This window comes from Ruoffia sp. FAM 26255, from assembly GCF_045528525.1.
In the GTDB taxonomy this organism is placed as follows: domain Bacteria; phylum Bacillota; class Bacilli; order Lactobacillales; family Aerococcaceae; genus Ruoffia; species Ruoffia tabacinasalis.
In genome coordinates, this window is the sequence record NZ_JBGQQX010000039.1 from 1 (window position 1) to 24,881 (window position 24,881).

Sequence of the window (24,881 nt, forward strand, 5' to 3'; positions counted from 1 at the left end):
TTAAAGATGAGAACACAACACAAACTATCGTTGCATAGAGAGACACTTAAACATAGGAATAAAAAAAGAGCCAAGGTGACTGCGTCACCTGGCTCCTCGGTCCACCAACATCAAAAATTCATGAACCGATTTTTTTATTTTAAAAGATTCGGTTTATCCTTTTAGAAATGATTTAAGTTACTGGTCAAATTGTGTATAATTAAGAGACTGAGAAATAAAGCGAATGAAGCTGAAAGTGGAGGTGTTTTAATGACAAATGAGTTCGTATTATCGGAATTACTTTTATATATTGTTCCAGTAATCATTATTTTTGTTGTTCAAAAGTATTTGAAATCATATTTGAAGTTTTTTGATAAGTATCCGTTGAATTTAGCTATTTTGTTATTACCACTGTGGTTGACATTAATTCATCTTTTTTCAAAATTAATCTTTGGCTTTAGTCTGATCCCATTCATACTTTTTATTACGGCATTTGCCTTAGGATTGCAGCTGTATGATTATATCAGACGCATTGATATGTTTACTTTTCAAGAATACTATATGCCTGCTAGTCAGTTAATATCCAAAATGTTTTCAGCTTTCTTAGTTGGTTTAGTCATTTTAAGAGTATATACATACTTTTAGTGGGAAAATCCCCCACTAATCTTCCACTCGCCCCCACTTTTAACAAAGGTTGATAATAAGCTATTTAGAGTCGTTACTCGAAAGAGTTTCGGCTCTTTTTTTGTTTAAATTTGGTAAATAGTGGTACGAAGTGGAGGGATGTGGTAGAATGAAATTAACTAAAATGGAGGAGGTGTAATCGTCGTGCTGATTGGTGAATATCAACATAATATTGACGTAAAAGGGCGACTGATTATGCCATCGAAATTCCGTCCAGATTTAGGTCATAACTTTATTATTACTCGTGGTTTAGACGGATGTTTATTCGGCTATCCACTCGAAAATTGGGAAACTATTGAAGAGAAATTACAACAATTACCTTTAGCAAGAAAAGATGCACGTAAATTTACTCGTTTCTTTTACTCAGCTGCCACTGAAGTAGAAGTAGATAAGCAAGGGCGAATAAATTTACCAAAAACACTTATAGACTTCGCTAAAATCGATAAGAGCTGTCGTGTGATCGGCGTATCAGATCGTATCGAGATTTGGAGTAGCGAACGTTGGGAAGAATTTGCAGATAGCATCGAAGAAGATTTTGAAGATATCGCAGAAGACATGATTGATTTTGGATTTTAGAAACGGGGGGATTATGAATGTCATTTGAACATGAGACAGTTCTATTGCATGAAACAATTGATATGTTAGAGATTAATCCGAATGGAACTTATGTAGATTGCACCTTGGGGGGAGCAGGTCACGCTAAGTATTTATTATCTCAATTATCAGAACGCGGACATTTATATGCCTTTGATCAGGATATGACAGCCATTGACAATGCAAAAGTTGTATTAGCAGAAGAGATAGAAGCAGGTAAAATAACTTTTATTCATCGTAATTTTAGAGAAATCGAGCAAGGCTTAGTAGAATATAATATTGAATATGTTGACGGTATTTATTATGACTTAGGGGTTTCATCTCCACAATTAGATATTGCTGAACGTGGTTTTAGTTACCATCAAGAAGCACGTTTAGATATGAGAATGGATCAAACTCAAGAACTTAGTGCATACGAAGTTGTGAATGAGTGGGATTTCAATGATTTAATAAGAATTATTAGTCGTTATGGAGAAGAGAAGTTTGCGAAGAGAATTACCCGAGCCATTGAATCAGAAAGAGAAAAAGCACCGATTGAAACGACAACACAATTAAGTGAAATTGTGAAGTTAGCAATACCGGCTGCAACTAGAAGAACAGGTGGACATCCAGCTAAACGAACTTTCCAGGCGATTCGTATCGCTGTGAATGATGAATTAGGCGCACTGGAGGAATCACTGGAAGCAGGGTTGAAATTATTAAAAGTTGGTGGACGTATGAGTGTTATCTCATTCCACTCTTTAGAAGACCGTTTAGTCAAACAGTTATATAGAGAGAAATCAACACCACCAGAAACACCACCTAATTTACCAGTACTGCCAGCAGAGCACCAACCGGAATATAAATTTATTAACCGAAAACCAGTTACTGCTGATTCTGAAGAATTAGAACATAATAATCGCGCTCGAAGTGCAAAACTTAGAGTGATCGAACGTACGACAATTAAAGAATAGATTTAAAGGATTTAGGAGGCATCGGATGTCAGAACTATTAGAAAAGACTAATTATAATGAAGAGCAATATTTTGAACGTAAATTGGGGAATCATTATGATAATTCTCAACCTGTTGCCTCACCAAACTATAGTGTACCAGCAAGTGATCAACCATTTGAAGAACAAGAAAGTAATGTTTCCAAAAAGAAAAGAAAACTATCTAAATTTGAAACAATCTGGTTATCTCTTTGTAGTATAATAGCCGTTGGAGCGATCATCGCTAGTTTCTTTATTAGAGTGGATATTATTGAGCAACAACGTTCAATCAATAATTTAGAAGATTCTATTACAGAATACCGTTCTAATACTGATATTTTAAATAGTCAAATTACTGACCAATACAATTATCAACAAATTAAAGAAGCAGCGGATAGCAACAATATGACTATTGAGAAAGACAGAGTAAGGACTGTTGAGAGATGAGCGAAAAACAAAGCAATCATTCTAATTTAAATATATTATTATTAATAGGCGTCGCAGCTATAACATTTATTTTGTTAGGTGCACGCTTCTTTCAATTAAACATAACTCAGTCTTCGCATGGTGAGGATTTAGTGGAATATATCGAAGATTCACAAGACCCAAGAAGTAGTATCATCGAAGCAAAACGAGGCACGATTTATGACATTCAAGGTCAGCCGATTGCGATTGATACTACTTCTTATTCCATGTATGCAGTATTACAAGGGGGAAATGGCTACGACGCAGTTGAAGATAGAGATTACACTGCCAAAGTATTAAGTAATTATATTGATATGACCCGTGATGAGGTCTTGGATATATTATTAAACTATGAAGCAATACAAGTTGAATTTGGTACAGCTGGTCGTAATATTAGTCAAGAAACGCGCGATGCCATTGAAGAAGAGAATTTACCAGGGGTTTATTTTGTCAGTCAAAGTTCTAGACAATACGTAAACGACTACTTTAGTTCGCATCTGATAGGATATGCTTCGAAACAAGAACAGAATAATTCTTGGATGCCGACAGCGGACATCTTAACAGGGCAAATCGGAATTGAGTCAGCTTATGATGCTGAATTAAGTGGTCAAAATACCATTGAAAATAATCCTGACCTAGTTGAAAGAACACGGACATTATTGGGAGAAGATATTTACCTTACTCTAGATAGTAGACTCCAACATTATATGGAAGAGTTACTTGATTATTCTTATAATAAGTATCAACCTGAAGAGATGAGTGCTTATTTGGTCGAAGTAGAGACAGGAAAATTATTAACAGCTGCTCAAAGACCGACATTTAATTTGAATACCCGTGAAGGGATTGAAACGCAATGGACCAACCAATTGGTTGAAGAAGTTTATGAGCCTGGATCAACCATGAAGATATTAACACAAGGTACGGCTTATGATATGGGCGTTTATGAACCCAATGAATTAGTTGAGACTGGTTCAACAGAAATTGAAGATGTGACAGTTCGAGATTATAACTTGTACGGTTGGGGACCGATTACTTTTGATGAAGGATTATCTAGATCAAGTAATGTGACGATTGTTGAATTAATTCGCCGTATCGGCTTAGACAATTGGACAGATCAATTAACTGAATTTGGTTTCGGCCAAACAACGGAATCAGGCCTAGCGAACGAAGCGACAGGAACGGTGGAGTTTGATAACCCAGTGTCTGCAACAATGTCAGGTTTTGGGCAAGGATTTGCGACAACACCGATTCAATTGCTACAAGCTTTCACTTCGATTGCTAACGATGGGAAAATGATGAAAATCCAATACCTTAACGGCATTGGAGAGAATAATGAATTTCAACCGATTGAGATTAATCAACCAATCTCAGAAGAAGCAGCGGATCATATTGTTGATTTAATGGTTAATACTGTGAATGAAGAGTATGGAACAGCACAAGAATATAGTGTGCCGGGCGTTCAGATCGCAGCCAAAACAGGTACGGCGCAAATTGCCAATCCAGATGGCTTAGGTTATTTAGAAGGTGCCAATGATTACTATTTCTCAGTTATTTCATTCTTCCCAGCCGATGATCCGAAATATATGTTGTATTTCTCAATGAAACGACCAACCAATGATCATAATTTAATGGGTTCACAAATATTAGCTGAGATATTTAGACCATTTGTGGAATATGTATCAGTTTATGAATAGAAAGTAGGAGTACGATGGAACAAAAAAAATTAATAAACGTGTTATATGATGCTCATGTAATTAATACGAAGTATTTAGAAACTGAAGTGTCTAGCTTAGTAAATGATACGCGTAAAGTAGAAAATAATTCATGCTTTATTGCTATCAAAGGCGAGAACTTTGATGGGCACCAAGCGATTGAAGACGTAATTAACAAGGGAGCAAAATTAATTATTGTTGAAGATGTGCCACAAAATCCAGAGCTACTTGATGCAACCATCGTGCAAGTGACTTCAACTTTCCGTACTCAAGCGATACTTGCAAACCAGTATTTCCAAGAACCGTCTACACAACTTAATGTTGTTGCGGTAACAGGAACTAATGGGAAGACAACAACGAGTAATATGATTAGTCAATTACTTGAAAGTTTAAATCGTAAGACGGGTGTGATTGGAACCTTACATTATAAAGTTGGGGAAACATATTATCCAGCAGTAAATACGACACCGAACGCTTTAGAAATGCAGAGATTATTCAATGAAATGGTTGAAACAGACTGTCAAGATGCCATCATTGAAGCATCTTCACATGCTTTAGCTTTAGGACGATTATCGTTTACGGATATTGATTGTGCCATCTTTACGAATTTGACGCGTGAACATTTGGACTTTCATTCAACTATGGAAGGTTATGCAAATGCGAAAAGTTTATTGTTCAGTCATTTAGGACAAAGATTCCATAGTCACCGCCCAAGATTGGCCATTCTAAATATGGATGATCCTTATCACACGACGATGGCAGAAGTAACTAGTGCCGATATTGTGACATATAGTTTAGAACATCCTCAAGCTACAGCTTATGCACATTCAATTTCAGAGAAAAATGGTAAGACTGAATTTGTTATAAATTACAACGATCAATCTTATACAGTTGAAATACCGATGCGTGGTTCTTACAATGTATCGAACTATTTAGCAGCATTTTTAACATTGAGTAAATATTACCAATATACAATAGATGATATTCTGAAAGCGACGCGAGATTTTATTGGTGTCACAGGTCGTATGCAAGTGGTTGATGAAGGACAAGATTTTGAAGTGATTGTTGACTTTGCACATTCACCCGATGCACTTGAACGAGTAATGCAAGAACTCATAGAACATAAATCAGATGATCAAAAACTCATTGCCTTAATGGGACATAGTGGCGGAAACCGCGATAGCGGTATGCGCGAACCATTAGGAGATATCTTATTTAAGTATGCGGATGAAATTGTGTTCACTGCTGACAATCCTAGGTTTGAGCCAGTTGAAAAAATTGTCAATGAAATGATTGGTTTACATCATAATGACAATAAACCTTATTCAATAATTAAAGACAGAGCAGTGGCAGTACAACAAGCCATTGACATTGCTCAAAAAAATGATATTGTCTTATTCGCGGGTAAAGGTGGAGAACCTTACCAAGTAATCGGAAACGACAATATACCTTACGATGAAGTGCAAACGGTTATTGATGCAATTCATCGAAAACGGTTATAAAAACTAAGGAGTGAACAAAAAATTGAATATTATCTTACCAATCGTGACTAGCTTTTTATTAACAGTCATTGCGATGCCTTTTTTCATCCAATACTTTAATAAAAAGAAATTAGGTCAAACAACAAGGGAAGATGGGCCATTATGGCATGAAGTAAAAACTGGGACACCAACTATGGGAGGAACAGTATTTATCCTAGCTATTTTATTAGCGATGTTAATCTTTGGCTTTATCCAAACGTCTTACTCAGGCGAGTTCTGGATGATTTGGCTAGCGTTCTTATTATTTGGAGCCATTGGTTTTGTTGATGATTTTATAAGTATTTTCAAAAAAAGAAATGAAGGGTTAACTGCTAAACAGAAGTTCTTAACACAATTATTATTTGCTTTTGTGATAGCGTTAATTGGCATGGTAACAAACCAACACATTTTCATACCATTTTTTGGTTTTGAAATTTCTAATATTCTCTTAGTCGGATTATTCATGTTTATCTGGATTACAGGCTTTTCAAACGCAGTGAATTTAACTGACGGTTTAGATGGTTTAGCGACTGGCTTAAATATTATTGCGTATAGCGCGTATTACTTTATCGCCACAGCTGAAGGAAATTCAACTGTAGCAACAGCTTCATTGATTGTAGTTGGATCGTTAATTGGATTTTTAATCTTTAATCGTAAACCAGCGAAGATTTTTATGGGGGACGTTGGTTCACTTGCCTTAGGAGCAGGACTAGCAGTTATGTCATCCGTACTTAATAATCCATGGAGTTTGTTAATCATAGGTTTTGTCTTTGTAGTTGAAACAGTAAGTGTTATGCTTCAAGTATTATCCTTCAAGACTCGAGGAAAAAGAATATTTAAGATGGCGCCAATTCATCACCATTTCGAAATGATTGGTTGGAGTGAATCAAAAGTGGTAAATGTATTTTGGGCTGTCGGATTAATTAGTGCATTGATTGCATTATTTATCTTTTAATAGGGAGCGATTTTTAGAATGGGAACGAACGAGAATTTATCAGACAAAGAAATACTAGTGTTAGGTTACGCCAAAACCGGAAAAAGTGTAGCTGAGTTCCTAGTAAAACAACAAGCAAATGTAACAATTAATGACCGAGGGGATCTATCACAGGACCCGTCGGTTACTTTGCTTTTAGAAGATGGCGTCCAAATCGTCGATGGTGGGCATCCTTTAGAACTCTTGGATAAGCATTTTGATATGATTATCAAAAACCCTGGGATCCCTTATTCAATTCCGTTTTTACAAAAAGCGATTGAAAAAAACATCCCAATTTATACAGATGTTGAACTTGCTTCAAGATTTAGTAAGGCACCGATTATAGGTATTACAGGTAGTAATGGTAAAACAACGACAACAAGTTTACTGAGAGAATTATTAACTCAAAGAGAAAAAGGGAATGCTTACCTTGCTGGAAATATTGGTATCCCAACTTTAGATGTTATAGATCAAGCGACAGAAGATGATGACATCGTCATGGAATTATCTAGTTTCCAATTAGCAGGAACAGAACAATTTCACGCTGAAATTGCGGTCATAACCAATATATATGAAGCGCATTTGGATTATCACCAAACCCGAGAAGAATATGCCAAAGCCAAATTAAAGATTTTAGTCAATCAAACACAGGATGACCATATCGTTTATCGTTATGATAATGCTGAATTACATCATTGGGTGAAAAAATTTAAAGGGCAACTTATTCCTTTCTCAATTGAAATAATCGATGAGTTTGTCCGTTCGAATGGTGCTTATGTAGAAGGTGAATGGATATACTTTAAAGAAGAGCAAATTATTCCATTATCAGATATTCAAATTCCTGGTAGTCATAATGTCGAGAATGTCCTAGCGGCTGTGGCAGTTGCAAAGCTAAAAGGAGTTTCGAACCAAGAAATTTCTAATATAGTCAGAGAGTACAAAGGGATGCGTCATAGAATTCAGCCGGTAGCTAATGTCAGTGGACGAAGTTTCTACAATGATTCAAAAGCTACGAATATTACCGCTACGATTACTGCTTTAAATAGTTTCAAGAAACCCATTCGATTTATTGGTGGAGGCTTAGATCGTGGTAATGAATTTGATGAGTTAATACCATATCTCAAGAATGTATCAGGAGCTTATCTTTACGGTGAAACCAAAGAAAAAATGGCAAAAGCTTTTAAATCTGCGGGTGTAAATACGATTGAAATCTTTGATGATCTAATTGAAGCCACTTCAAATGCTTACCGGGAAGCAAGACAAGGTGAAGTTGTTCTATTATCACCAAGTTGTGCGAGCTGGGATCAATATCAAAACTTTGAAATTCGTGGCGACGTATATATCAATACCATTGAAAAATTATTACTAGAAGAACCATATATGGATGAATAGGAGTATCTTATTATGAAAATTAATCGAATCATCTTATCTGGTGGAGGAACTGGGGGACATATTTATCCAGCTCTTGCAATTTATAATCGTATGAAAGAACTCAATCCAGAATTAGAGTGTTTATACATCGGTACAGACAAAGGTCTCGAAGCAAGTATTGTTCCAAAGGCGAATATTGACTTTAAATCCATTGAGATATCCGGTTTAAAACGCAGTTTATCACTGGATAATATTAAAGTCGCATGGCAAATGTTAACAAGCACACAAAAAGCAAAGAAATTAATTAAAGACTTTCAACCCGAATTAGTCATTGGAACTGGTGGCTTCGTTTGTGCACCTGTACTTTATGCTGCAGCCCAACTAGGTATCCCAACGTTGATTCATGAACAAAATAGCGTCGCAGGGGTAACTAATAAATTCTTAAGTCGCTTTGTTGATAAAGTTGCGACGTCTTTTCATGAAGTTGAGACTGACTTTGCAAAAGTCAGTCACAAAGTGGCATTTACTGGAAACCCACGAGGGCAAGAAGTAACAAACTATGCTAAAGATGAGCATATACTATCAAAAAATTATGGCTTTAATGATCAATTACCAACGGTACTAATATTTGGAGGCAGTCGTGGTGCGCCAGCTATTAATAAAGCAGCTGTAGAATCCATCGAAGACTTTGCTAAGAAAGAATATCAGGTAATTATTGGGACAGGTTCAGTTCACCATTCAGAATGGATGACTTATATAGAAGAGAACCAGATTAAAATACCTAATAATGTTAAAATAGTTCCATACATTGATAACATGCCTGCACTATTTCAAAGTATTGATTTAGTTGTTTGCCGAAGTGGTGCAACGACATTAGCTGAATTGACAACACTTGGACTTCCGAGTATTTTAATTCCTAGTCCATACGTGACGAATAATCATCAAGAGATGAATGCCATGGCATTAGTGAATAATCAAGCTGCTGAAATGATAAAGGAAGATCGACTAGATTCAAATCAACTAGTTCAAACGATTGACCAAATGATTCTTGATCAAACATCATTAAATAAAATGGCTGAAAATGCTAAAAAATTAGGTACGCCACACGCAATAGATGATATTATTACAATAGTTGAATCTATTCATTAAGTAATAAAGACTAAATATTTTCGAGGAGGTGAAAGCTATGAGTAATAATGAGCGACGAGGAAATTATCGAACAGGGCCTCAAAACACGTCAAATAATCGGAAACCAAACAGTCCTGAAACAAGGCAATCTAGACCGGTAAACGAACCGTCTCAACCGATTCGTGGAAACTATCGCATCGATAGTAATGGAAATCCGATTATTCCAAAGCAAAGCGGCATAACAAATCGAGACGAACTTGAGCAAGATTATTTCAGTCGGACTCAAAACACCCAAACTGAAGGGAATCAGAATCGAGAAGAACAGTATCAACCGAATCAAGTCATTCATCCGATACCGCCTCAGTCAGGTCCTGTTCAACAGCGACGTGTATATCATATGGATGATTACAGACGCGATCAGAATGAGTTTCATAGTCGTGCAAATCAACCAAATAGTCGAAACTTCGACCAACCTCAATCAAACACTCGAGAAAGAGCGACTAGACAGCAAAATCAGAATTTGAATCGAAGTCGAAATCAAAATCTGAACAGAAATCAGAACTTAAACCGAAATTACTCAGGCAATCAACCACCACGAAGAAATCAACCTCAAGGTAGTCGAACTAATTGGTATTATAACTTGCATCAAAGGGTCAATAGACAGATGAATAAAAGTTCTAATGCGACCTTGCCAGAAGGAAAGACTGTACTATTTGCAGTTTTTGCATTAATATACCTAACAATGCTAGTGACGGGTTGGCAATTAATGCCGTTTAATAAAGTGAATAATTTAGTCGTCACAGGAACCGAGCTTGTTCCGGAAACGTTTGTAAAAGGATCGTCTCGAATATATAAATTCGATGAAGTGGATGAAGTTATGAGCCAAAGACAAGACATTGAAGCGACAATTAAAGAGGAAAATCCTTTAATTGAAAGTGTCGTATTTAATCGACCAGATTGGAAGCAATTAGAAATTAATGTTGTTGAACATGATCTTGTGGGGTTAATTAACCAAGATGGTTATCATCTAGTCTTAAATAACGGTGAAATACTGAATGTATCCGGGAATCAAGAATTAGCAAATATAGCCAATGAAGCATTACCAGAATTAATCGGCTTCGATACAAGTGGAAAACTGACGGAAGTTGCACAAGGTTTGCGTCAAATTGATCCAGAGATATTAGCTATGATGGAGACGGTGACTTCCGCAGATGACGAGAATAAACCGAATGCCATTGTTGTTGAAATGGAAGACGGAAATACCATTAATGCCATTATTTCGACTTTTGCTCAAAAAGTGCAATATTATCCGGATATTTTAACACAATTAGACGGACAAACCGGAGTGATTAATTTTGAAGTCGGTGCATACTTCACACCAGCAGAAGATTCTGCTAATAGTGTCAAACTTGACAATAATTAAGATAAGTTATATGTAATTATACTTACATTTATCTTTTTTTCTTCTATTAAAATGAAGTTTGTGCTAATATAGGTAATGTGAAATTGAAGAAAATTAAACAAAATATAGAAAAATAATTAGCCAGAAGGGGGTTAATACCTAAATGAGAAATCAAGAAATTTTTGTTAGTTTAGATATTGGTACGACCTCAATTAAAGTCGTTGTCGCTGAGTATATTAATGGAAATATTAATATTATCGGTGTGGGAAATGAAAAATCACGTGGATTGAGTCGTGGGGTTATCGTCGATATAGATGATACAGTCAACTCGATTCAAAGAGCCATTTCTCAAGCAGAACGCAAAGCAAATGTTAAAATTAACGAAGTGATCGTTGGTGTTCCAAGTAATCAAATTATGGTAGAAGATTGCCACGGTATGATTGCTGTTGCAAGCGATAATAGGGAAATAACTGCCCTAGACGTTGAGAATGTAATCAATGCAGCTAAAGTTCGTTCAGTACCACCTGAAAGAGAAATTATCTCAATTATTCCTGAAGAATTTATTGTCGATGGATTTAACGGAATTAAAGATCCAAGAGGTATGATTGGAGTTCGTTTAGAGCTCTATGCTCGTTTAATTACAGGACCAAGAACAATCATTCATAATATTAGACGTTGTGTTCAAAAAGCAGGTTTATCAATCAGTGAACTTGTCGTTCAACCAGAAGCAATTGCATCCGTAGCTTTATCAGCAGATGAACGAGAATTCGGAACAGTGGTTGTTGATATGGGTGGTGGACAATCAAGTGCATCCATTATGTATGACGGCCAGATGAAATATTCATTCGTGGATCAAGAGGGTGGAGATTTCGTTACAAAAGATATCTCAGTTATTCTAAACACGTCACTTGATTCAGCTGAGCGAATCAAACGAGAATATGGCTTTGCTATCGCAAGTCAAACTACAGACGATGAGTACTTCCCAGTTGAAACAGTTGGAAAGAAAGAACCTGTCCGTGTAGATGAACATTATCTTGCTGAAATTATCGAAGCACGTTTAGTGCAAATCTTTGAAACATTATATGAAGAATTAAATCGTGTTGATGGACTCGATTTACCTGGAGGATATGTTCTGACAGGTGGAGCTGTGTCTTTACCAGGAGTCCTAGACTTAGCTAAACGATACTTTGGAAGTAAAGTTCGCTTATTTATTCCTGAAGAAATGGGAATGCGTAATCCAATTTATACGACAAGCCTTGGAATGATCGAATATGCTGCAAATCTTGATGATGTGCACCGAATTGCTCAAGGAACTTTTGCAGTTCCTTCACAAGCTGCCCCAAGACAATCTATGCCGCCACAAGGTGGACAAAGACGTCCGGCACCATCTAGTGGCCGTAACCAAGGGCAAGCGGCACGAGGTCAACAATCAGGTGACTTGTTCGGCGGTCAACGTCGTCAACCAGCTAACGAGACAAACCAAATGGCAAACGACCAACGCACGATGCCAGACACTATGCCTAGTTCAAATCAACAAGAAGATTATCAACAATATAATTCATTTGATGACGACTATCGTTACGAAGATGCGGCATACTATGATGACTATTCGCAAGATGACGAAGCGAACAAATATTCAGAGCCTGTTACTGATCAAAGTAATGGGAATGGCATAACGGCAAAAGTCCGTGACTTTTTCCAAACATTTTTTGATTAAGACTTGATAGATAAACAGGAGGAATATAAATGGAATTATCATTCGATTCAACAATGGGATATGATGGCGCAGTAATTAAAGTAATTGGTGTAGGTGGAGCAGGTGGAAATGCCGTTAATCGTATGATTAAAGATGAAGTTCAAGGTGTTGAATTCATCGTTGCAAATACGGACACTCAAGCACTACAAGGTTCAGACGCTGAAATCAAAATCCAATTAGGCCCAAAAGTAACTAAAGGGTTAGGTGCAGGTTCATTACCAGAAATTGGACTTAAAGCAGCTGAAGAAAGTGAAGAGCAAATTCGCGAAGTACTAGAAGGAGCAGACTTAGTGTTTGTTACTGCTGGTATGGGTGGAGGTACTGGTACAGGTGCTGCACCGGTCGTGGCTAAGATTGCTAAAGAATTAGGCGCTTTAACAGTAGGTGTTGTAACACGTCCATTTACTTTTGAAGGACCAAAACGCGGACGCTTTGCGGCTGAAGGTTTGAAAAACTTAAAAGATGCGGTTGATACTTTAGTAATTATCTCAAACAACCGTTTATTAGAAATTGTAGACCGTAAAACTCCAATGTTAGAAGCATTCAGTGAAGCAGATAATGTTTTACGTCAAGGTGTACAAGGTATCTCTGATTTAATTACAGCACCAGGTTACGTTAACTTAGACTTTGCTGACGTGAAAACTGTAATGAAGGATCAAGGAACTGCATTAATGGGTGTAGGCCAATCTTCAGGTGAGAACCGTACGGCTGAAGCAACTAAGAAAGCTATCTCATCACCATTATTAGAAGTATCTATTGATGGTGCAGAACAAATCTTATTAAACATTACAGGTGGAGAAGACTTAAGCTTATTCGAAGCACAAGATGCTAGTGATATTGTTGCCAATGCATCAAGTGGTGATGTAAACATTATCTTCGGTACGTCAATCAATAATGATTTAGGTGACGAAGTTATTGTTACTGTAATCGCAACTGGTATTGAGAATGAGAAGACTGATCGTAATAAAATGAGCACACCACCAAGACGCTCATTCAATACACCGTCATCTTCAGCAGAATCAACTCAACCAGCTCAAAGTCTACAACAACCAGATTCACCAAGCCAATCAAACGAACCAACACCACGTCGTCAACAAAAGCGTGATTTATTCAGTGATTGGGACATAAATAGAGAAACAAACACACGTGACGTTGATACAACTGAAGCAGACTCTAAACATAAACGTCAATTTGAACGTCCAAATACGGATGGATCTGGAAGTCGTCAAAGTGAAGTAAATGATTCAGATGAATTAGATACGCCACCATTTTTCCGTAAACGTCATCGTTAATAAAGAGTTAGGATGCTAAGGCATCAAAATAATAGAGGAATCAGTATTGGTTCCTCTTTTTATTTATCAATAAGTAAAAATTTATGTTATAATTCATAAGATAAGAATTTAAGGGAGTGTTATAGTTGGGCCTTTTGAGCTTAGTTTCTAATTTATTTCAGGCATATACACTGGTTTTAGTCGTATACGCACTACTATCATGGTTACCAGGTGCCCGTGAAAGTGCCTTAGGACAATTTATTGTTAAATTAGCACGACCATATTTGGATATATTTGATCGTTTCATCCCGCCATTAGGGGGCATTAGTTTCAATGTTATTATTGCAATTTTTGTTTTACGATTTATCCGAGATGGTTTAATCTGGATATTGGCAGCAATATTATTTTAAAAATGTGGTGAATTAAATGTCAGATGATATATATCAACATTATCGACCCGAAGAGCAACCGTTTATTGATAAAGTTTTCGGTTGGATAGATCAAGTAGATTTAACTTACGCACCTTATACAACTGTATTTTTAACACCTCGAGAGAAGATGATTGTTGAACAACTTGTCGCAAGTCGAGAAGAGATTTCAGTTATTTTCAGAGGTGGTTATGAAGGTGCGGAACGTAAACAAGCCTGTATTTATCCCCAGTATTATGAACCGGATGATGAAGATTTTACAATTGTTCTATTCAATATTAAATACCCAGAAAAATTTGGAAATTTAACACATGGTAGAATTTTAGGAACGTTAATTTCAACTGGAATTGAAAGAGAGCGCATTGGGGATATTATTACAGATGGACCGAATTGGCATGCACTTGTTGATGCTTCAATCAGTGATTATTTGAAAACTCAAGTAACTAAAATTGCGAATGTCGGAGTACAATTGGAAGAGTTATCATTTGATGATATATTAACCTCAAAAGAACAATGGGAAGTAAAGCATGTTATTTCTAGCTCTTTACGGCTTGACACTTTATTAAGCAAAGTCTATAATTTTTCTAGACAGCGTGCGAAAAATTCAGTCTCACAAGGTGATGTGAAAGTGAATTTCGTTCCAATGGAGAGACCTGACGTTGAGATTGGTATCAATGATATCATTTCATTACGTAAGTTTGGACGCTTCTGGATCAATGATATTGAGGGTATGACTAAGAAAGATAATTATCGATTAAACGTCAATGTACTTTTAAAGTAAATTACATAACTTGAATATATTTGAAAGGATTTGTAAATTCATGGTATTAACACCTAACGAAATATTAAATAAAGAATTTAATTCGAAGTTTCGCGGATATGACACAGACCAGGTTAATGATTATTTAGATATAATTGTTGCGGACTTTGAAAAGATGATTGCGGAGAATAATGAACTTAAGAAAGACTTAGCAGCATCAAAAGAAAAAAATGAGTATTTTGCACAATTACAAGACTCATTAAACAGTTCAATTGTAGTCGCTCAAGAAGCAGCAGATCGCTTGAAACAAAACGCACGTAAAGAAGCAGAACTTATCTTATTCGAAGCTGAAAGAGAAGCTGATCGAATGATTAATAGTGCTTCAGATACAGCTAAAAATATCGTCACTGAATCTGATGCATTACGTCGTTCAAGCAAATCATACCGTAATAAACTAGAGCAAATGATTCGCCAACAACTTGAAGTTGTAACGAGTGAAGAGTATCATAGATTATTTGATGAAGAGATTGAATCACAATTTAATCCTGATCACTTCCATGAAGCAACAAATCAACGTGTAAATCAACGCGTAGATCGACTTGAAGAAGAGAACAGTGCTGATTTTAATGCAGCGCATGAAATTACAAATGATCGCTTTGTTGAAGAAGAAATCAAAAACGCGCCAGCACCTACTCCAGAAGTAGATTATCCGGCAACTATTGGTGTAGCTGATCATGAAGATACTGAAGCGACACGAGTTGATTTAAATCGTGATGAGTTATTAAATAATGTTGAGCCAGAAGAGCAAGAAGTTGATTCTAGACACGCAGAATTAGAAGCGATGATTGATGAAGAAGCACAAGCTGAAGCTGAACGCGAAAAACGTGCAGCTCAACGTCGTGAAAGTGTATTAGGACAAACAATTAGAATTGAATTACCAAAAGATTAATAAGAACAAGTTAATCATAGGATACTTTTAGCGAGTCAAGAGTGGTGAAAGCTTGGCAGTCCCTCCTTTGATTAATATCATCTTTGTGTTTGTTATGGTGAAAGTAAGTAATCATAACCGCTTAAATAGCGTTAACATGTAGAGTGAATAGGTCATCTTTAGAGATAACTTATTAATTTGGGTGGTACCGCGTTTATAACGTCCCTTTTTTAGGGGGCGTTTTTTATTTTTAATAAATCAATCAGATTGGAGATAATAATGAAACTAAAAGATACATTAAATTTAGGTAAAACAGATTTCGCCATGCGCGCAAATTTACCTACTAAAGAAGTAGAATTACAAAAAGAATGGGCAGACGCTGACATGTACGAGAAAATTCAAGAGAAAAATGAAGGACGTCCTTCATGGATCTTACACGATGGACCTCCGTATGCGAATGGTAAATTACATATGGGTCATGCTTTAAACAAAGTAACAAAGGACTTTATTGTTCGTTACCACTCTATGGCAGGATACAGCTCACCTTATGTTCCTGGTTGGGATACACATGGTTTACCCATCGAACAAGCCTTAGTTAATGCTGAAGGCGTAGACCGTAAAAGTATGTCTGTTGCGGAGTTCCGTAAATTATGTGAAGAGTATGCATTGAAACAAGTTGAAAACCAAAAAGAAGACTTTATGCGTTTAGGTGTTACAGGTGAATGGGATAATCCATATTTAACTTTAAAACCTGAATATGAAGCTCAACAAATCCGTATCTTTGGTCAAATGGCTGAACGTGGATATATCTATAAAGGACTAAAACCAATTTACTGGTCACCATCAAGTGAATCAACATTAGCAGAAGCAGAGGTTGAATATAAAGACGTTACTTCACCTTCAATTTTCGTTGCATTCAAAGTTAGAGATGGCAAAGATGTCGTACCAGCAGATGCTGAGTTCGTTATCTGGACAACGACACCATGGACATTACCATCAAACTTAGGATTATCTGTGAAAGCAGATGCTAAATATGTTTTAGTAAACGTGGATGGACGTAAATTTATAGTTGCAGAAGCTTTACTAGAAGCAGTTGCTAAGAAAATTGGATGGGAAGATTATTCAATCGAAGCAGAATATAAAGGGGAGCAATTTGACCGTTTAACTGCACAACATCCGTTCTATGACCGTGAATCATTAATAATGTTAGGTGACCACGTTGAATTAGATGCTGGTACTGGTGTCGTTCATACAGCACCTGGACACGGGGAAGATGACTACATTGTTGGGCAAAAATATGGCTTAGATGTTCTTTCTCCAATTGATGACCGTGGACACTTCACAAATGAAGCACCTGGATATGAAGGAATGTTCTATCTTAAAGGGAATAAAGTCATCGTTGAAGAGATGCGTGAAACGGGAGCGTTACTGTTTGATGAGAAGTTTGAACATAGCTACCCACATGACTGGCGTACTAAGAAACCTGTTATTTACCGTGCGACACCACAATGGTTTGCTTCGATTAATAAATTCCGCGATGAGTTATTAAACTCAGTTGAAAATGACGTGAAGTGGTATCACCCATCGGGCGAACGTCGTATGTATAATATGATCCGTGATCGTGGTGACTGGGTAATTTCTCGCCAACGTGTATGGGGAGTGCCATTACCAATCTTCTATGCAGAAAATGGAGAGCCTATCTTAACAACTGAAACAGTTGAACACGTTGCTAAATTAGTTGAAGAGTTTGGATCAAACGTTTGGTTTGAAAGAGAACCTAAAGATTTATTACCTGAAGGATTCACTCATCCAGATAGTCCAAATGGTAAATTTACTAAAGAAAATGACATTATGGACGTATGGTTTGACTCAGGAACATCTTACGCTGGGGTATTACAAGTTCGTGAAGACCAAAAATTTCCTGCAGATATGTACTTAGAAGGATCAGACCAATACCGTGGATGGTTCAACTCAAGTTTTACAACTTCAGTAGCTGTGAATGGTTTCCCACCGTACAAATCAGTTCTTTCTCAAGGATTTGTTATGGATGGAAAAGGTCAAAAAATGAGTAAATCAATCGGTAATGTTATTACACCTGAGGAGATTACAGAAGAATTAGGTGCAGATATCATCCGTCTATGGGTTTCAAGTGTGGATTATGAGAACGATGTACGTATCTCTAAAGACATCTTAAAACAAGTATCTGAATCATACCGTAAGATTCGTAACACGGTCCGCTTTATGTTATCAAACTTATTTGATTTCAATCCTGAAACAGATAAGATTGCTGAAAGTGACTTATCTAAAGTTGATCAATATATTCTGGCTAAATATCGTATTTTAGTTAATGAAGTAACACAAGCTTATGAAAATTATGAATTCTCAACGATCTTTAAGAGAGTAATTAACTTCATTACTGTTGATTTATCAGCGTTCTACTTAGACTTTGCAAAAGATGTCGTTTATATTGAAGCGGCAGAATCTAAAGCGCGTCGTGCAATGCAAACTGTTATTTATACAGTTCTTGAAGGTTTAATTCCATTATTATCACCAATCTTACTTCATACTATGGAAGAAGCTTGGAAAGAATTACCAGGAGCAGAAGGTTTTGTTCAATTACAAGACTTACCTAAATTCGAAGACGTTTCTCAAGACAAAGAAACTGTTAAAGAATGGGATGTCTTCTTCAAAGTGGAGTCAGCTGTTGCTAAAGGTTTAGAAAATGCAAAAAATGATGAAGAACACCCAATCAAGAAATCATTTGAAGCAAAAGCAACTGTCTATACAGATCAAGATACAATTGATCAATTGAATGCTCTAAGTGATCATTTAGATCAATTATTAATCGTATCTGCCTTTGACTTACACTTAGCTGATGAAGCTGATGGTTCAGTCGTTGATTATGATGGCTTTGGAGTTAAAGTTCAGCCGGCTGAAGGTCATACTTGTGACCGTTGTCGTGCGGTAAGACCAGAAGTTGGAACAATTGAAGCGGCACCAGAATTATGTCACCGTTGCTTCTCAATTGTAGAATCACACTTCCCAGAATATTTTGAGGAAGCTGTTGAGTAATTAAAGTAGTTAAATAGCCTCGCTAGACAGATTTTGTCTGGTGAGGCTTTTTCCATTTATCTAGAAATTATTTTAAATCTACCATTCAATGTTGGCGTCTGTTATATTTAAATATGTAAAAGGTGAGGTGAATATATGAAAGTGATTAAATATATATTATTAATCTTTAGTATGGGACAATTTTTTCCTTTAGAAAGTTTTTGGCAAAGTAACTTCTTTTGGTTTTTTATTTGGGTAATTTGTTTTCATTTAGGTTGGTTTTATATGGAACGATTGCACTATAAACAGATAAATAGTATTGTCCTGTGTCTTTTAGCCCTAATCAATTTATGGTTGCTGCCATCCTTTCCATATTTGATGCTAGGACTTTTAACCATTGAATTAAGAGAGTTATTTACACGAAAAAAGACTGTACTCATATTATCTTTAATGGCGATCGTCTCAGTGTTTATATGGATAACGCGCTCGAGTTGGCCGCAGGTGGATTATTTAATATTCACAGTGGGTATCGTTATCATATGTGGTTATTTAGCCGAACAAGCAGCTCGCTTAGAAGAACAGGAAGCTAGTCTTTATGAGTTTCGTACTCAAGCAGATGAGCAAGAGGCGCGATTGATAGAGCAAAAAGCACAAATGATTGCGATGGAGGAAATTCATACCCTTAATGAGAGGAACCGAATTTCTAGGGATTTATATGATACGGTAGGGCATACTTTATCGACCATCGTCATCCAATTGGCAGCCATTGAGAAATTGACAGAGGAAAAGATGCCACAAGCATCAGCTATGTTAAAGCAATTACATCACTTTACTAAAGAAGGTTTATCGGATGTTCGCCAGGTGATTCACCAATTAAAGCCAAAGCATTATCAAAAGTTTGCCTTTATTGAACAAGTACACCACTTCATTTCAGATTTTGAGCATAATAGTCCGATTAAAGTTTATTTTAATAATAATCAATTACTTTGGAGCTTATCGCCTGAACAAGAGTTATTATTTATGAGAGCGATTCAAGAATTTTTAAGTAACAGTAGTAAACATAGTCAAGCAGATGAAGTTCGAATTCAATGTCACTTTACGGATTCCACGGTTATCTTAACGATGATGGATAATGGAAAAGGAACGGATACGATTAAACCGCAAATGGGCATTACGGGTATGAAAGAACGGACGAAGTTATTAGGTGGAAAAGTTCAGATTCATTCCGCTCTAAATAAAGGCTTTAAAGTAAGAATCGTATTACCAAAGGGGGGCAGCAGTTATGACGGATAGAATCAAAGTATTACTCGTTGATGATGAACAACTCATCAGAGGTGGTTTGGCTATATTACTAGGTTCTTTTGAAGATATTGAGATTGTTGGAGAGGCGACTAGTGGTAAAGAAGCGGCGATATTTTGCCAACATAATCCGGTCGACGTTGTGCTCATGGATATTCGCATGCCAGATTCAAATGGGATCGAAGGGACCGAGTTAATTAAAGCAGCTCATCCTCAAATTAAAGTATTAATTCTAACAACTTTCCAAGATGTGGAGTACATCGCTCAATCGATGCAATTAGGAGCATCAGGTTATTTACTTAAAGATAGTAGTCATGAAGAGATTCATGAAGGCATCCGTATTGTCTATAACAATAATGTTGTTTTGGACGGAAAGATTAGTCAAGCCATGTTATCTAATAACCCCAACTTCCAAAGTAACAGTTTTAATGGAAAGGACTTTGATTTATCAGAGAAAGAAATTAAGATGATTTCGCTTATAGCCAGCGGATTAAATAATCAAGAAATTTCTGATACTTTATACCTCTCTGTTGGAACAGTTAAAAACAATATTAGTACGATTTTAAATAAACTAGATTTACGAGATCGAACTCAACTAGCCATCTTTGCTTATAAGAATGACTTAATGAATTAAGACAACACCCTAAATAAATGCAAATTCCTGCGTTTATAATGGGTGTTTTTTTAATAGTGACTAAAGTCACTCGAATCGGTGACCTCAGTGAATAGCCGTCACATCAATGTTTAGCTATACTTAAGTTAGAAATAAAAAGGAGGGTAATTATGAGCTATGTAGAGATTAATAATATATACAAGAGTTACGGTAAAGATCAAGTGTTAGACAATGTTTCTTTTGAGATTGAAAGTGGAGAATGCTTTGGCCTAATTGGACCCAATGGTGCAGGAAAATCAACATTGATTGATATTATTACAGGTTTGACACAATATAATTCAGGAGATATTTCAGTCGATGGGCACGTAGTTCCTCAAGAAGTTGTGAAAGTCCGTGAACAAATTGGTCTAGTACCTCAAGAAATAGCTCTGATGCAAGAGTTAAATGCGACATCAAATCTAGAATACTTTGGTGGACTGTATGGTTTATCGGGTCGCATGTTGAAAGAACGAATCAATGAAGCACTTGAAGTGGTTGGATTAACGGAACATACGAAAAAAGCAGTAAAAACATTCTCAGGTGGAATGCAAAGACGATTAAATATCGCAGCTGCAATTCTTCACAGACCCAAATTTCTCATCCTAGATGAGCCGACCGTTGGGGTTGATCCTCAGTCAAGAAATAAGATTTTCGAATTTATTCAATATATGAATCAGGAGTACGGTACAACAGTTCTATATACTTCACACTACATGGAAGAAGTTGAAGCTTTGTGTGATCGTTTATTTATATTAGATAATGGTCAACAAATTGGTTATGGAACACAAGCTGAGATTAAGCAATTAGTTCAAGATACAGTGAAATGGTTTATCGATGTGGAACAAGCGCCACTTGATTTGGAAGAGAAATTAACGACGAGATTGTCAGGTGTTCAACAAGTTGTGAGTGAAAATAATTCATTCCACTTAATTGTCGATCCTGTTGAATTTAACACAAAAGAATTGATGACCTTAATTAACGAAGAAAATATCGAACTAACGACGTTAAATAAAGAAGCTTTAAGTTTAGAGGAAGCTTTCTTACAACTCACAGGAAAAACATTAAGAGACTAAGGAGGTTTTATTAATGAGTCAATTATGGACTTACGTTAAGACAAACATGCGAGCGAATGCTAAGCAATGGATGTCGATTCTGGCATTATATGTTGCTATGCCGATCTTTTTCTCACTCTTAATGGGCTTCTCCTTTAGTTCAGCTTTTGTCCCTGAACAAACAAGTAATCCGGTGGAAGTCAGTATTAATAATGAAGATCAAGGGGAGGTGGGGCAAGTATTCATAGATGCTTTCAGTAATGAGACCATGCATTCTTATGTTGATATCGTAGAAAGTCATGACGATTCAAACTTTGTCATTCATCTTCAACCAGAATATAGTCAACGCTTAGAAGACACTTTAGTTAGAATTGAAGCTAAAGAAAATGCTTCAGCTTCTGAAGAAGTGATACTTACTCAATTAATTACAAGTTTCCAAAGTAATTTAGTTAACCAACTACAATTAGGTGAAGAGTTGGGAGCAATGTCAGATCAAGCCACTGTCGATGAACTGATAGATTCTCTTAATCGCGCATCTCAATTGAGTAGTGAACAAGTATTTGTAAAGGAACAGTATGAATCTCAATCAACTTTAACGAGTAATCAGTATATTTCTATTTCTGGCCTCGTTTATATTTTTATTTTGTCACTAGCAGGAAGCATAGGTCTAAAGACAAACGAAGATATGAAGGGTCTAAGAAAAAGAATTGGCGTGCTCCCACTGACCCCCGCACAAGACGTTATTTACGGTATCATCTCAGACACACTAACGTATACATTTTTAGCTAGTTTGTATATGGTCATATGGCGATTCATTGATAGTACGACATTTGTTGGGAATCCCTTGTTTTATCTTGGCTGGATAGTTGTGTATGCATTATTATTCCAAGTATTGAATAGTATTTTATATTATTTTATACCAGATAAATACGTGAATTTAGTTTACCTTATCATAACATCTTTATATATGATTTTAGGTTTTCTGCCCATCGACCGTCTTATAGGTGGGGAATTTGGAGAGATATTTAGTCAAAATTACTATCGAGAAATTTTCACTCAACCGATGTTTGACTATATTCTCAATAACGATTGGATGTCGAATATCGGCATTGCTGTTAGAATCGTATTGGTTAGTGTCATACTAATATTCTTAGTTGTTCAAATGAGAAACAGAAGGGAGTTGAAACCATTATGAAATTCATGCAATTAGTTTGGTTTCATTTTAAACGCATATGCCAAAATTTTGGTCTCATCTCCATGTCTTTCATCATGCCGTTATTTATGGTCGGCGGTTTATTATTTATCACCACCTCCGATACGAATGCAATCTTAAGTGAAGAGTTTGTTATTGTAAATCATTCGGAGTTTGTCGATGAAAATGTGTACCCAAGACTGAGTGAGAATTTACAAGTTAACTTTACGTCAGATTCTAAAGAGGCCTTTGAGCAATTGGAACAAAGTGAGTTAGCGATGATTTATGAAATTCCCGCTAACTTTCCAGAGGAAGGTTCCAGAATTAAAACGCGTAGTATCAATGGAGAAAATAATGATATATTCTTTGAATCTGAATTTACCTCTGTATTGAGTGAAGTAATGACAGAGAATGCTTTAAATGAAGCTGAGTTAGACATTGAAAAAATTCAAGTTGCTGAACCAAGTATCAAACAAAGTTATACTCCCATTGACGGAAATTTAGTCATCGTAGTTTTTATGACTATATTCTTTATGAGTTACGCAAGTAGCTTAGTGAGTGCTGATTTGAATAAATTAAGAAGTGATGGAGTTTTAACCCGAAGTATTGTAACCAATGCACGCAGTTGGCAAATATTAGGCAGTGTTTTAGCAGCTTTCTCGCTTTATAATTTTATCTCTGCGATGTTAGTTATCTTGCTTATTTGTTTGATATTTGGAATTACAATAACGCAACTTCCAGTGATAATCGCTGCGATTCTTGCTTTTTGCATCTTTAACGCTGGCTTTACGATGGTACTATTCAGATTATTTAAAAATGATCAAGTCATCCTAATGGTAGGTATTGTCTTATCAATCGTCTTTGTGTTCTTAGGCATAGGTATTATAGATATACCAGGCTTGTCATTTTTCGAATATGTCTCACCATTTTATTGGCTGTTCGAATCATTGGATACAGGAGCAATCTTACCGAATATTCCAGTCATTGCGTTATATGGCCTGGTTTTATTCACCGCAGGAAGCTTTAAAGTTGAAAGGTTAGTGAGAAGCTAGATAAATAAAGTGTGACTTGTGTAAATAAAAACAAGTCACACTTTTTTGTAGCTGAATGTATTAGGAATTTTCCTTTAGTTCAAGTTCAACAGAAATTATGAGTTCATTAATTGTGTTTTCATAAGCTCGACCTAATGTGTCGTTATTAAAACGATAGAGACACAATTTTTACACTCTGACTAATAAACAAATGATCTAACAGTTAAAAAGTAAGTATAAAAATATAACTTTACTTTAACTCTCAAGAGAATCTATAAAATCTTTTAAAGCTTTTTTATGAGCCTGTGCAATGGAAAAAGCCTCTAAATTATACATGATATCTATGGATTTTTGAGCGATTTTAAGTCCATCTTCTATATTACCTTGCGCTATTGTTAACTTGCCTTTTAAATAGTTAAGTTTAGTTATTTCATAAAAATACTTGGTATTAATCAAATCTTTCATTATATTATCAATTAAGTCATTAGCGAATAATAACTCATTTTCTCGTATTAAATGATTTATAAAATTAATATATACGCCAATTGTAAAATTAAGCTAGACAACTAAAACAGCCATTTGTGGTACACTCAACTTGTAATTCCGACCAAAGAATACAAAGGAGTGACCACAAATGACCTACACCCATCTTACCACGGATGAA

At 36.1% G+C, this 24,881-nt stretch carries 22 protein-coding genes and 1 other annotated feature; of the genes, 21 read left to right on the plus strand and 1 reads right to left on the minus strand.

Going from position 1 to position 24,881, the window contains the following annotated elements; translation table 11 throughout:
* Positions 1-249: 249 nt before the first annotated feature.
* The 21 genes from ACEN31_RS08155 to ACEN31_RS08255 all read left to right on the plus strand — a co-directional run bounded on the left by ACEN31_RS08155 (position 250) and on the right by ACEN31_RS08255 (position 24,238).
* A complete protein-coding gene (locus tag ACEN31_RS08155; protein ID WP_407109132.1) occupies positions 250-624 on the plus strand; it encodes a hypothetical protein in 375 nt (124 codons plus the stop codon).
* A gap of 183 nt (positions 625-807) precedes the next feature.
* Complete coding sequence (gene mraZ, locus ACEN31_RS08160) at positions 808-1,239, plus strand: division/cell wall cluster transcriptional repressor MraZ (protein WP_197104561.1); 432 nt, start codon at positions 808-810, stop codon at positions 1,237-1,239.
* Between the two features lie 17 nt (positions 1,240-1,256).
* A complete protein-coding gene (gene rsmH, locus ACEN31_RS08165; protein ID WP_407109133.1) occupies positions 1,257-2,210 on the plus strand; it encodes a 16S rRNA (cytosine(1402)-N(4))-methyltransferase RsmH in 954 nt (317 codons plus the stop codon).
* A gap of 25 nt (positions 2,211-2,235) precedes the next feature.
* Positions 2,236-2,673, plus strand: coding sequence for a hypothetical protein (locus tag ACEN31_RS08170; RefSeq protein WP_407109134.1), 438 nt, complete (start codon positions 2,236-2,238; stop codon positions 2,671-2,673).
* Positions 2,670-4,385 carry a peptidoglycan D,D-transpeptidase FtsI family protein gene (locus tag ACEN31_RS08175; protein ID WP_407109135.1) on the plus strand — a complete coding sequence of 572 codons (1,716 nt, stop codon included), beginning with the start codon at positions 2,670-2,672 and terminating at the stop codon, positions 4,383-4,385. Before ACEN31_RS08170 ends, ACEN31_RS08175 begins: the two co-directional genes overlap by 4 nt.
* Before the next feature lie 14 nt (positions 4,386-4,399).
* Positions 4,400-5,905 (plus strand): UDP-N-acetylmuramoyl-L-alanyl-D-glutamate--2,6-diaminopimelate ligase, encoded by a 1,506-nt coding sequence (locus ACEN31_RS08180; protein ID WP_407109136.1) that lies wholly within the window; start codon positions 4,400-4,402, stop codon positions 5,903-5,905.
* Positions 5,906-5,927: 22 nt separating this feature from the next.
* Entirely contained in the window at positions 5,928-6,878 is a 951-nt protein-coding gene (gene mraY, locus ACEN31_RS08185) for a phospho-N-acetylmuramoyl-pentapeptide-transferase (protein WP_407109137.1), read from the plus strand.
* Positions 6,879-6,896: 18 nt separating this feature from the next.
* On the plus strand, positions 6,897-8,288 hold the full coding sequence (gene murD / locus ACEN31_RS08190) for a UDP-N-acetylmuramoyl-L-alanine--D-glutamate ligase (protein ID WP_407109138.1): 1,392 nt from the start codon (positions 6,897-6,899) through the stop codon (positions 8,286-8,288).
* 12 nt (positions 8,289-8,300) lie between these two features.
* Positions 8,301-9,416 (plus strand): undecaprenyldiphospho-muramoylpentapeptide beta-N-acetylglucosaminyltransferase, encoded by a 1,116-nt coding sequence (murG, locus tag ACEN31_RS08195; protein WP_407109139.1) that lies wholly within the window; start codon positions 8,301-8,303, stop codon positions 9,414-9,416.
* A 37-nt stretch (positions 9,417-9,453) separates the two neighbouring features.
* Positions 9,454-10,818: a cell division protein FtsQ/DivIB gene (locus ACEN31_RS08200; protein ID WP_407109140.1), complete on the plus strand. Its 1,365-nt coding sequence runs from the start codon at positions 9,454-9,456 to the stop codon at positions 10,816-10,818.
* Positions 10,819-10,960: 142 nt separating this feature from the next.
* Positions 10,961-12,514 (plus strand): cell division protein FtsA, encoded by a 1,554-nt coding sequence (gene ftsA / locus ACEN31_RS08205; RefSeq protein ID WP_197104552.1) that lies wholly within the window; start codon positions 10,961-10,963, stop codon positions 12,512-12,514.
* Positions 12,515-12,543: 29 nt separating this feature from the next.
* Positions 12,544-13,845, plus strand: coding sequence for a cell division protein FtsZ (gene ftsZ / locus ACEN31_RS08210; protein ID WP_407109141.1), 1,302 nt, complete (start codon positions 12,544-12,546; stop codon positions 13,843-13,845).
* 125 nt (positions 13,846-13,970) lie between these two features.
* Positions 13,971-14,234 carry a YggT family protein gene (locus ACEN31_RS08215; RefSeq protein ID WP_197104550.1) on the plus strand — a complete coding sequence of 88 codons (264 nt, stop codon included), beginning with the start codon at positions 13,971-13,973 and terminating at the stop codon, positions 14,232-14,234.
* Positions 14,235-14,250: 16 nt separating this feature from the next.
* Complete coding sequence (locus ACEN31_RS08220) at positions 14,251-15,033, plus strand: RNA-binding protein (protein ID WP_407109142.1); 783 nt, start codon at positions 14,251-14,253, stop codon at positions 15,031-15,033.
* A 40-nt stretch (positions 15,034-15,073) separates the two neighbouring features.
* The gene (locus tag ACEN31_RS08225) at positions 15,074-15,961 is read left to right on the plus strand and encodes a DivIVA domain-containing protein (protein ID WP_407109143.1); all 888 of its coding nucleotides are present in this window, start codon (positions 15,074-15,076) and stop codon (positions 15,959-15,961) included.
* Positions 15,949-16,170 (plus strand) — a binding site (T-box leader). (Overlaps the previous gene by 13 nt.)
* 49 nt (positions 16,171-16,219) lie before the next feature.
* Positions 16,220-19,012, plus strand: a complete 2,793-nt coding sequence (gene ileS / locus ACEN31_RS08230; protein WP_407109144.1) for an isoleucine--tRNA ligase — start codon at positions 16,220-16,222, stop codon at positions 19,010-19,012.
* Between the two features lie 480 nt (positions 19,013-19,492).
* On the plus strand, positions 19,493-20,284 hold the full coding sequence (locus ACEN31_RS08235) for a sensor histidine kinase (protein ID WP_407109145.1): 792 nt from the start codon (positions 19,493-19,495) through the stop codon (positions 20,282-20,284).
* Complete coding sequence (locus ACEN31_RS08240; RefSeq protein ID WP_407109146.1) at positions 20,274-20,924, plus strand: response regulator; 651 nt, start codon at positions 20,274-20,276, stop codon at positions 20,922-20,924. Before ACEN31_RS08235 ends, ACEN31_RS08240 begins: the two co-directional genes overlap by 11 nt.
* A gap of 149 nt (positions 20,925-21,073) precedes the next feature.
* Positions 21,074-22,015: an ABC transporter ATP-binding protein gene (locus ACEN31_RS08245; protein WP_407109147.1), complete on the plus strand. Its 942-nt coding sequence runs from the start codon at positions 21,074-21,076 to the stop codon at positions 22,013-22,015.
* Between the two features lie 13 nt (positions 22,016-22,028).
* Positions 22,029-23,189 (plus strand): hypothetical protein, encoded by a 1,161-nt coding sequence (locus ACEN31_RS08250; RefSeq protein ID WP_407109148.1) that lies wholly within the window; start codon positions 22,029-22,031, stop codon positions 23,187-23,189.
* Between the two features lie 5 nt (positions 23,190-23,194).
* Complete coding sequence (locus ACEN31_RS08255; protein WP_407109149.1) at positions 23,195-24,238, plus strand: ABC transporter permease; 1,044 nt, start codon at positions 23,195-23,197, stop codon at positions 24,236-24,238.
* A 234-nt stretch (positions 24,239-24,472) separates the two neighbouring features.
* On the opposite strand, the gene ACEN31_RS08260 is transcribed toward ACEN31_RS08255, so the two are convergent.
* Entirely contained in the window at positions 24,473-24,763 is a 291-nt protein-coding gene (locus ACEN31_RS08260) for a hypothetical protein (RefSeq protein WP_407109150.1), read from the minus strand.
* Positions 24,764-24,881: the final 118 nt, after the last annotated feature.

Bases quoted from the DNA above. Each gene is read 5' to 3' on its own strand.
- ACEN31_RS08245 (WP_407109147.1), top strand. From the start codon at position 21,074: ATGAGCTATGTAGAGATTAATAATATATACAAGAGTTACGGTAAAGAT.
- ACEN31_RS08170 (WP_407109134.1), top strand. From the start codon at position 2,236: ATGTCAGAACTATTAGAAAAGACTAATTATAATGAAGAGCAATATTTT.
- murD (WP_407109138.1), top strand. From the start codon at position 6,897: ATGGGAACGAACGAGAATTTATCAGACAAAGAAATACTAGTGTTAGGT.
- ACEN31_RS08180 (WP_407109136.1), top strand. From the start codon at position 4,400: ATGGAACAAAAAAAATTAATAAACGTGTTATATGATGCTCATGTAATT.
- ileS (WP_407109144.1), top strand. From the start codon at position 16,220: ATGAAACTAAAAGATACATTAAATTTAGGTAAAACAGATTTCGCCATG.
- ACEN31_RS08175 (WP_407109135.1), top strand. From the start codon at position 2,670: ATGAGCGAAAAACAAAGCAATCATTCTAATTTAAATATATTATTATTA.
- ACEN31_RS08250 (WP_407109148.1), top strand. From the start codon at position 22,029: ATGAGTCAATTATGGACTTACGTTAAGACAAACATGCGAGCGAATGCT.
- ftsA (WP_197104552.1), top strand. From the start codon at position 10,961: ATGAGAAATCAAGAAATTTTTGTTAGTTTAGATATTGGTACGACCTCA.
- ACEN31_RS08255 (WP_407109149.1), top strand. From the start codon at position 23,195: ATGCAATTAGTTTGGTTTCATTTTAAACGCATATGCCAAAATTTTGGT.
- ACEN31_RS08225 (WP_407109143.1), top strand. From the start codon at position 15,074: ATGGTATTAACACCTAACGAAATATTAAATAAAGAATTTAATTCGAAG.
- ftsZ (WP_407109141.1), top strand. From the start codon at position 12,544: ATGGAATTATCATTCGATTCAACAATGGGATATGATGGCGCAGTAATT.
- ACEN31_RS08155 (WP_407109132.1), top strand. From the start codon at position 250: ATGACAAATGAGTTCGTATTATCGGAATTACTTTTATATATTGTTCCA.
- ACEN31_RS08240 (WP_407109146.1), top strand. From the start codon at position 20,274: ATGACGGATAGAATCAAAGTATTACTCGTTGATGATGAACAACTCATC.
- ACEN31_RS08220 (WP_407109142.1), top strand. From the start codon at position 14,251: ATGTCAGATGATATATATCAACATTATCGACCCGAAGAGCAACCGTTT.
- murG (WP_407109139.1), top strand. From the start codon at position 8,301: ATGAAAATTAATCGAATCATCTTATCTGGTGGAGGAACTGGGGGACAT.
- rsmH (WP_407109133.1), top strand. From the start codon at position 1,257: ATGTCATTTGAACATGAGACAGTTCTATTGCATGAAACAATTGATATG.
- ACEN31_RS08200 (WP_407109140.1), top strand. From the start codon at position 9,454: ATGAGTAATAATGAGCGACGAGGAAATTATCGAACAGGGCCTCAAAAC.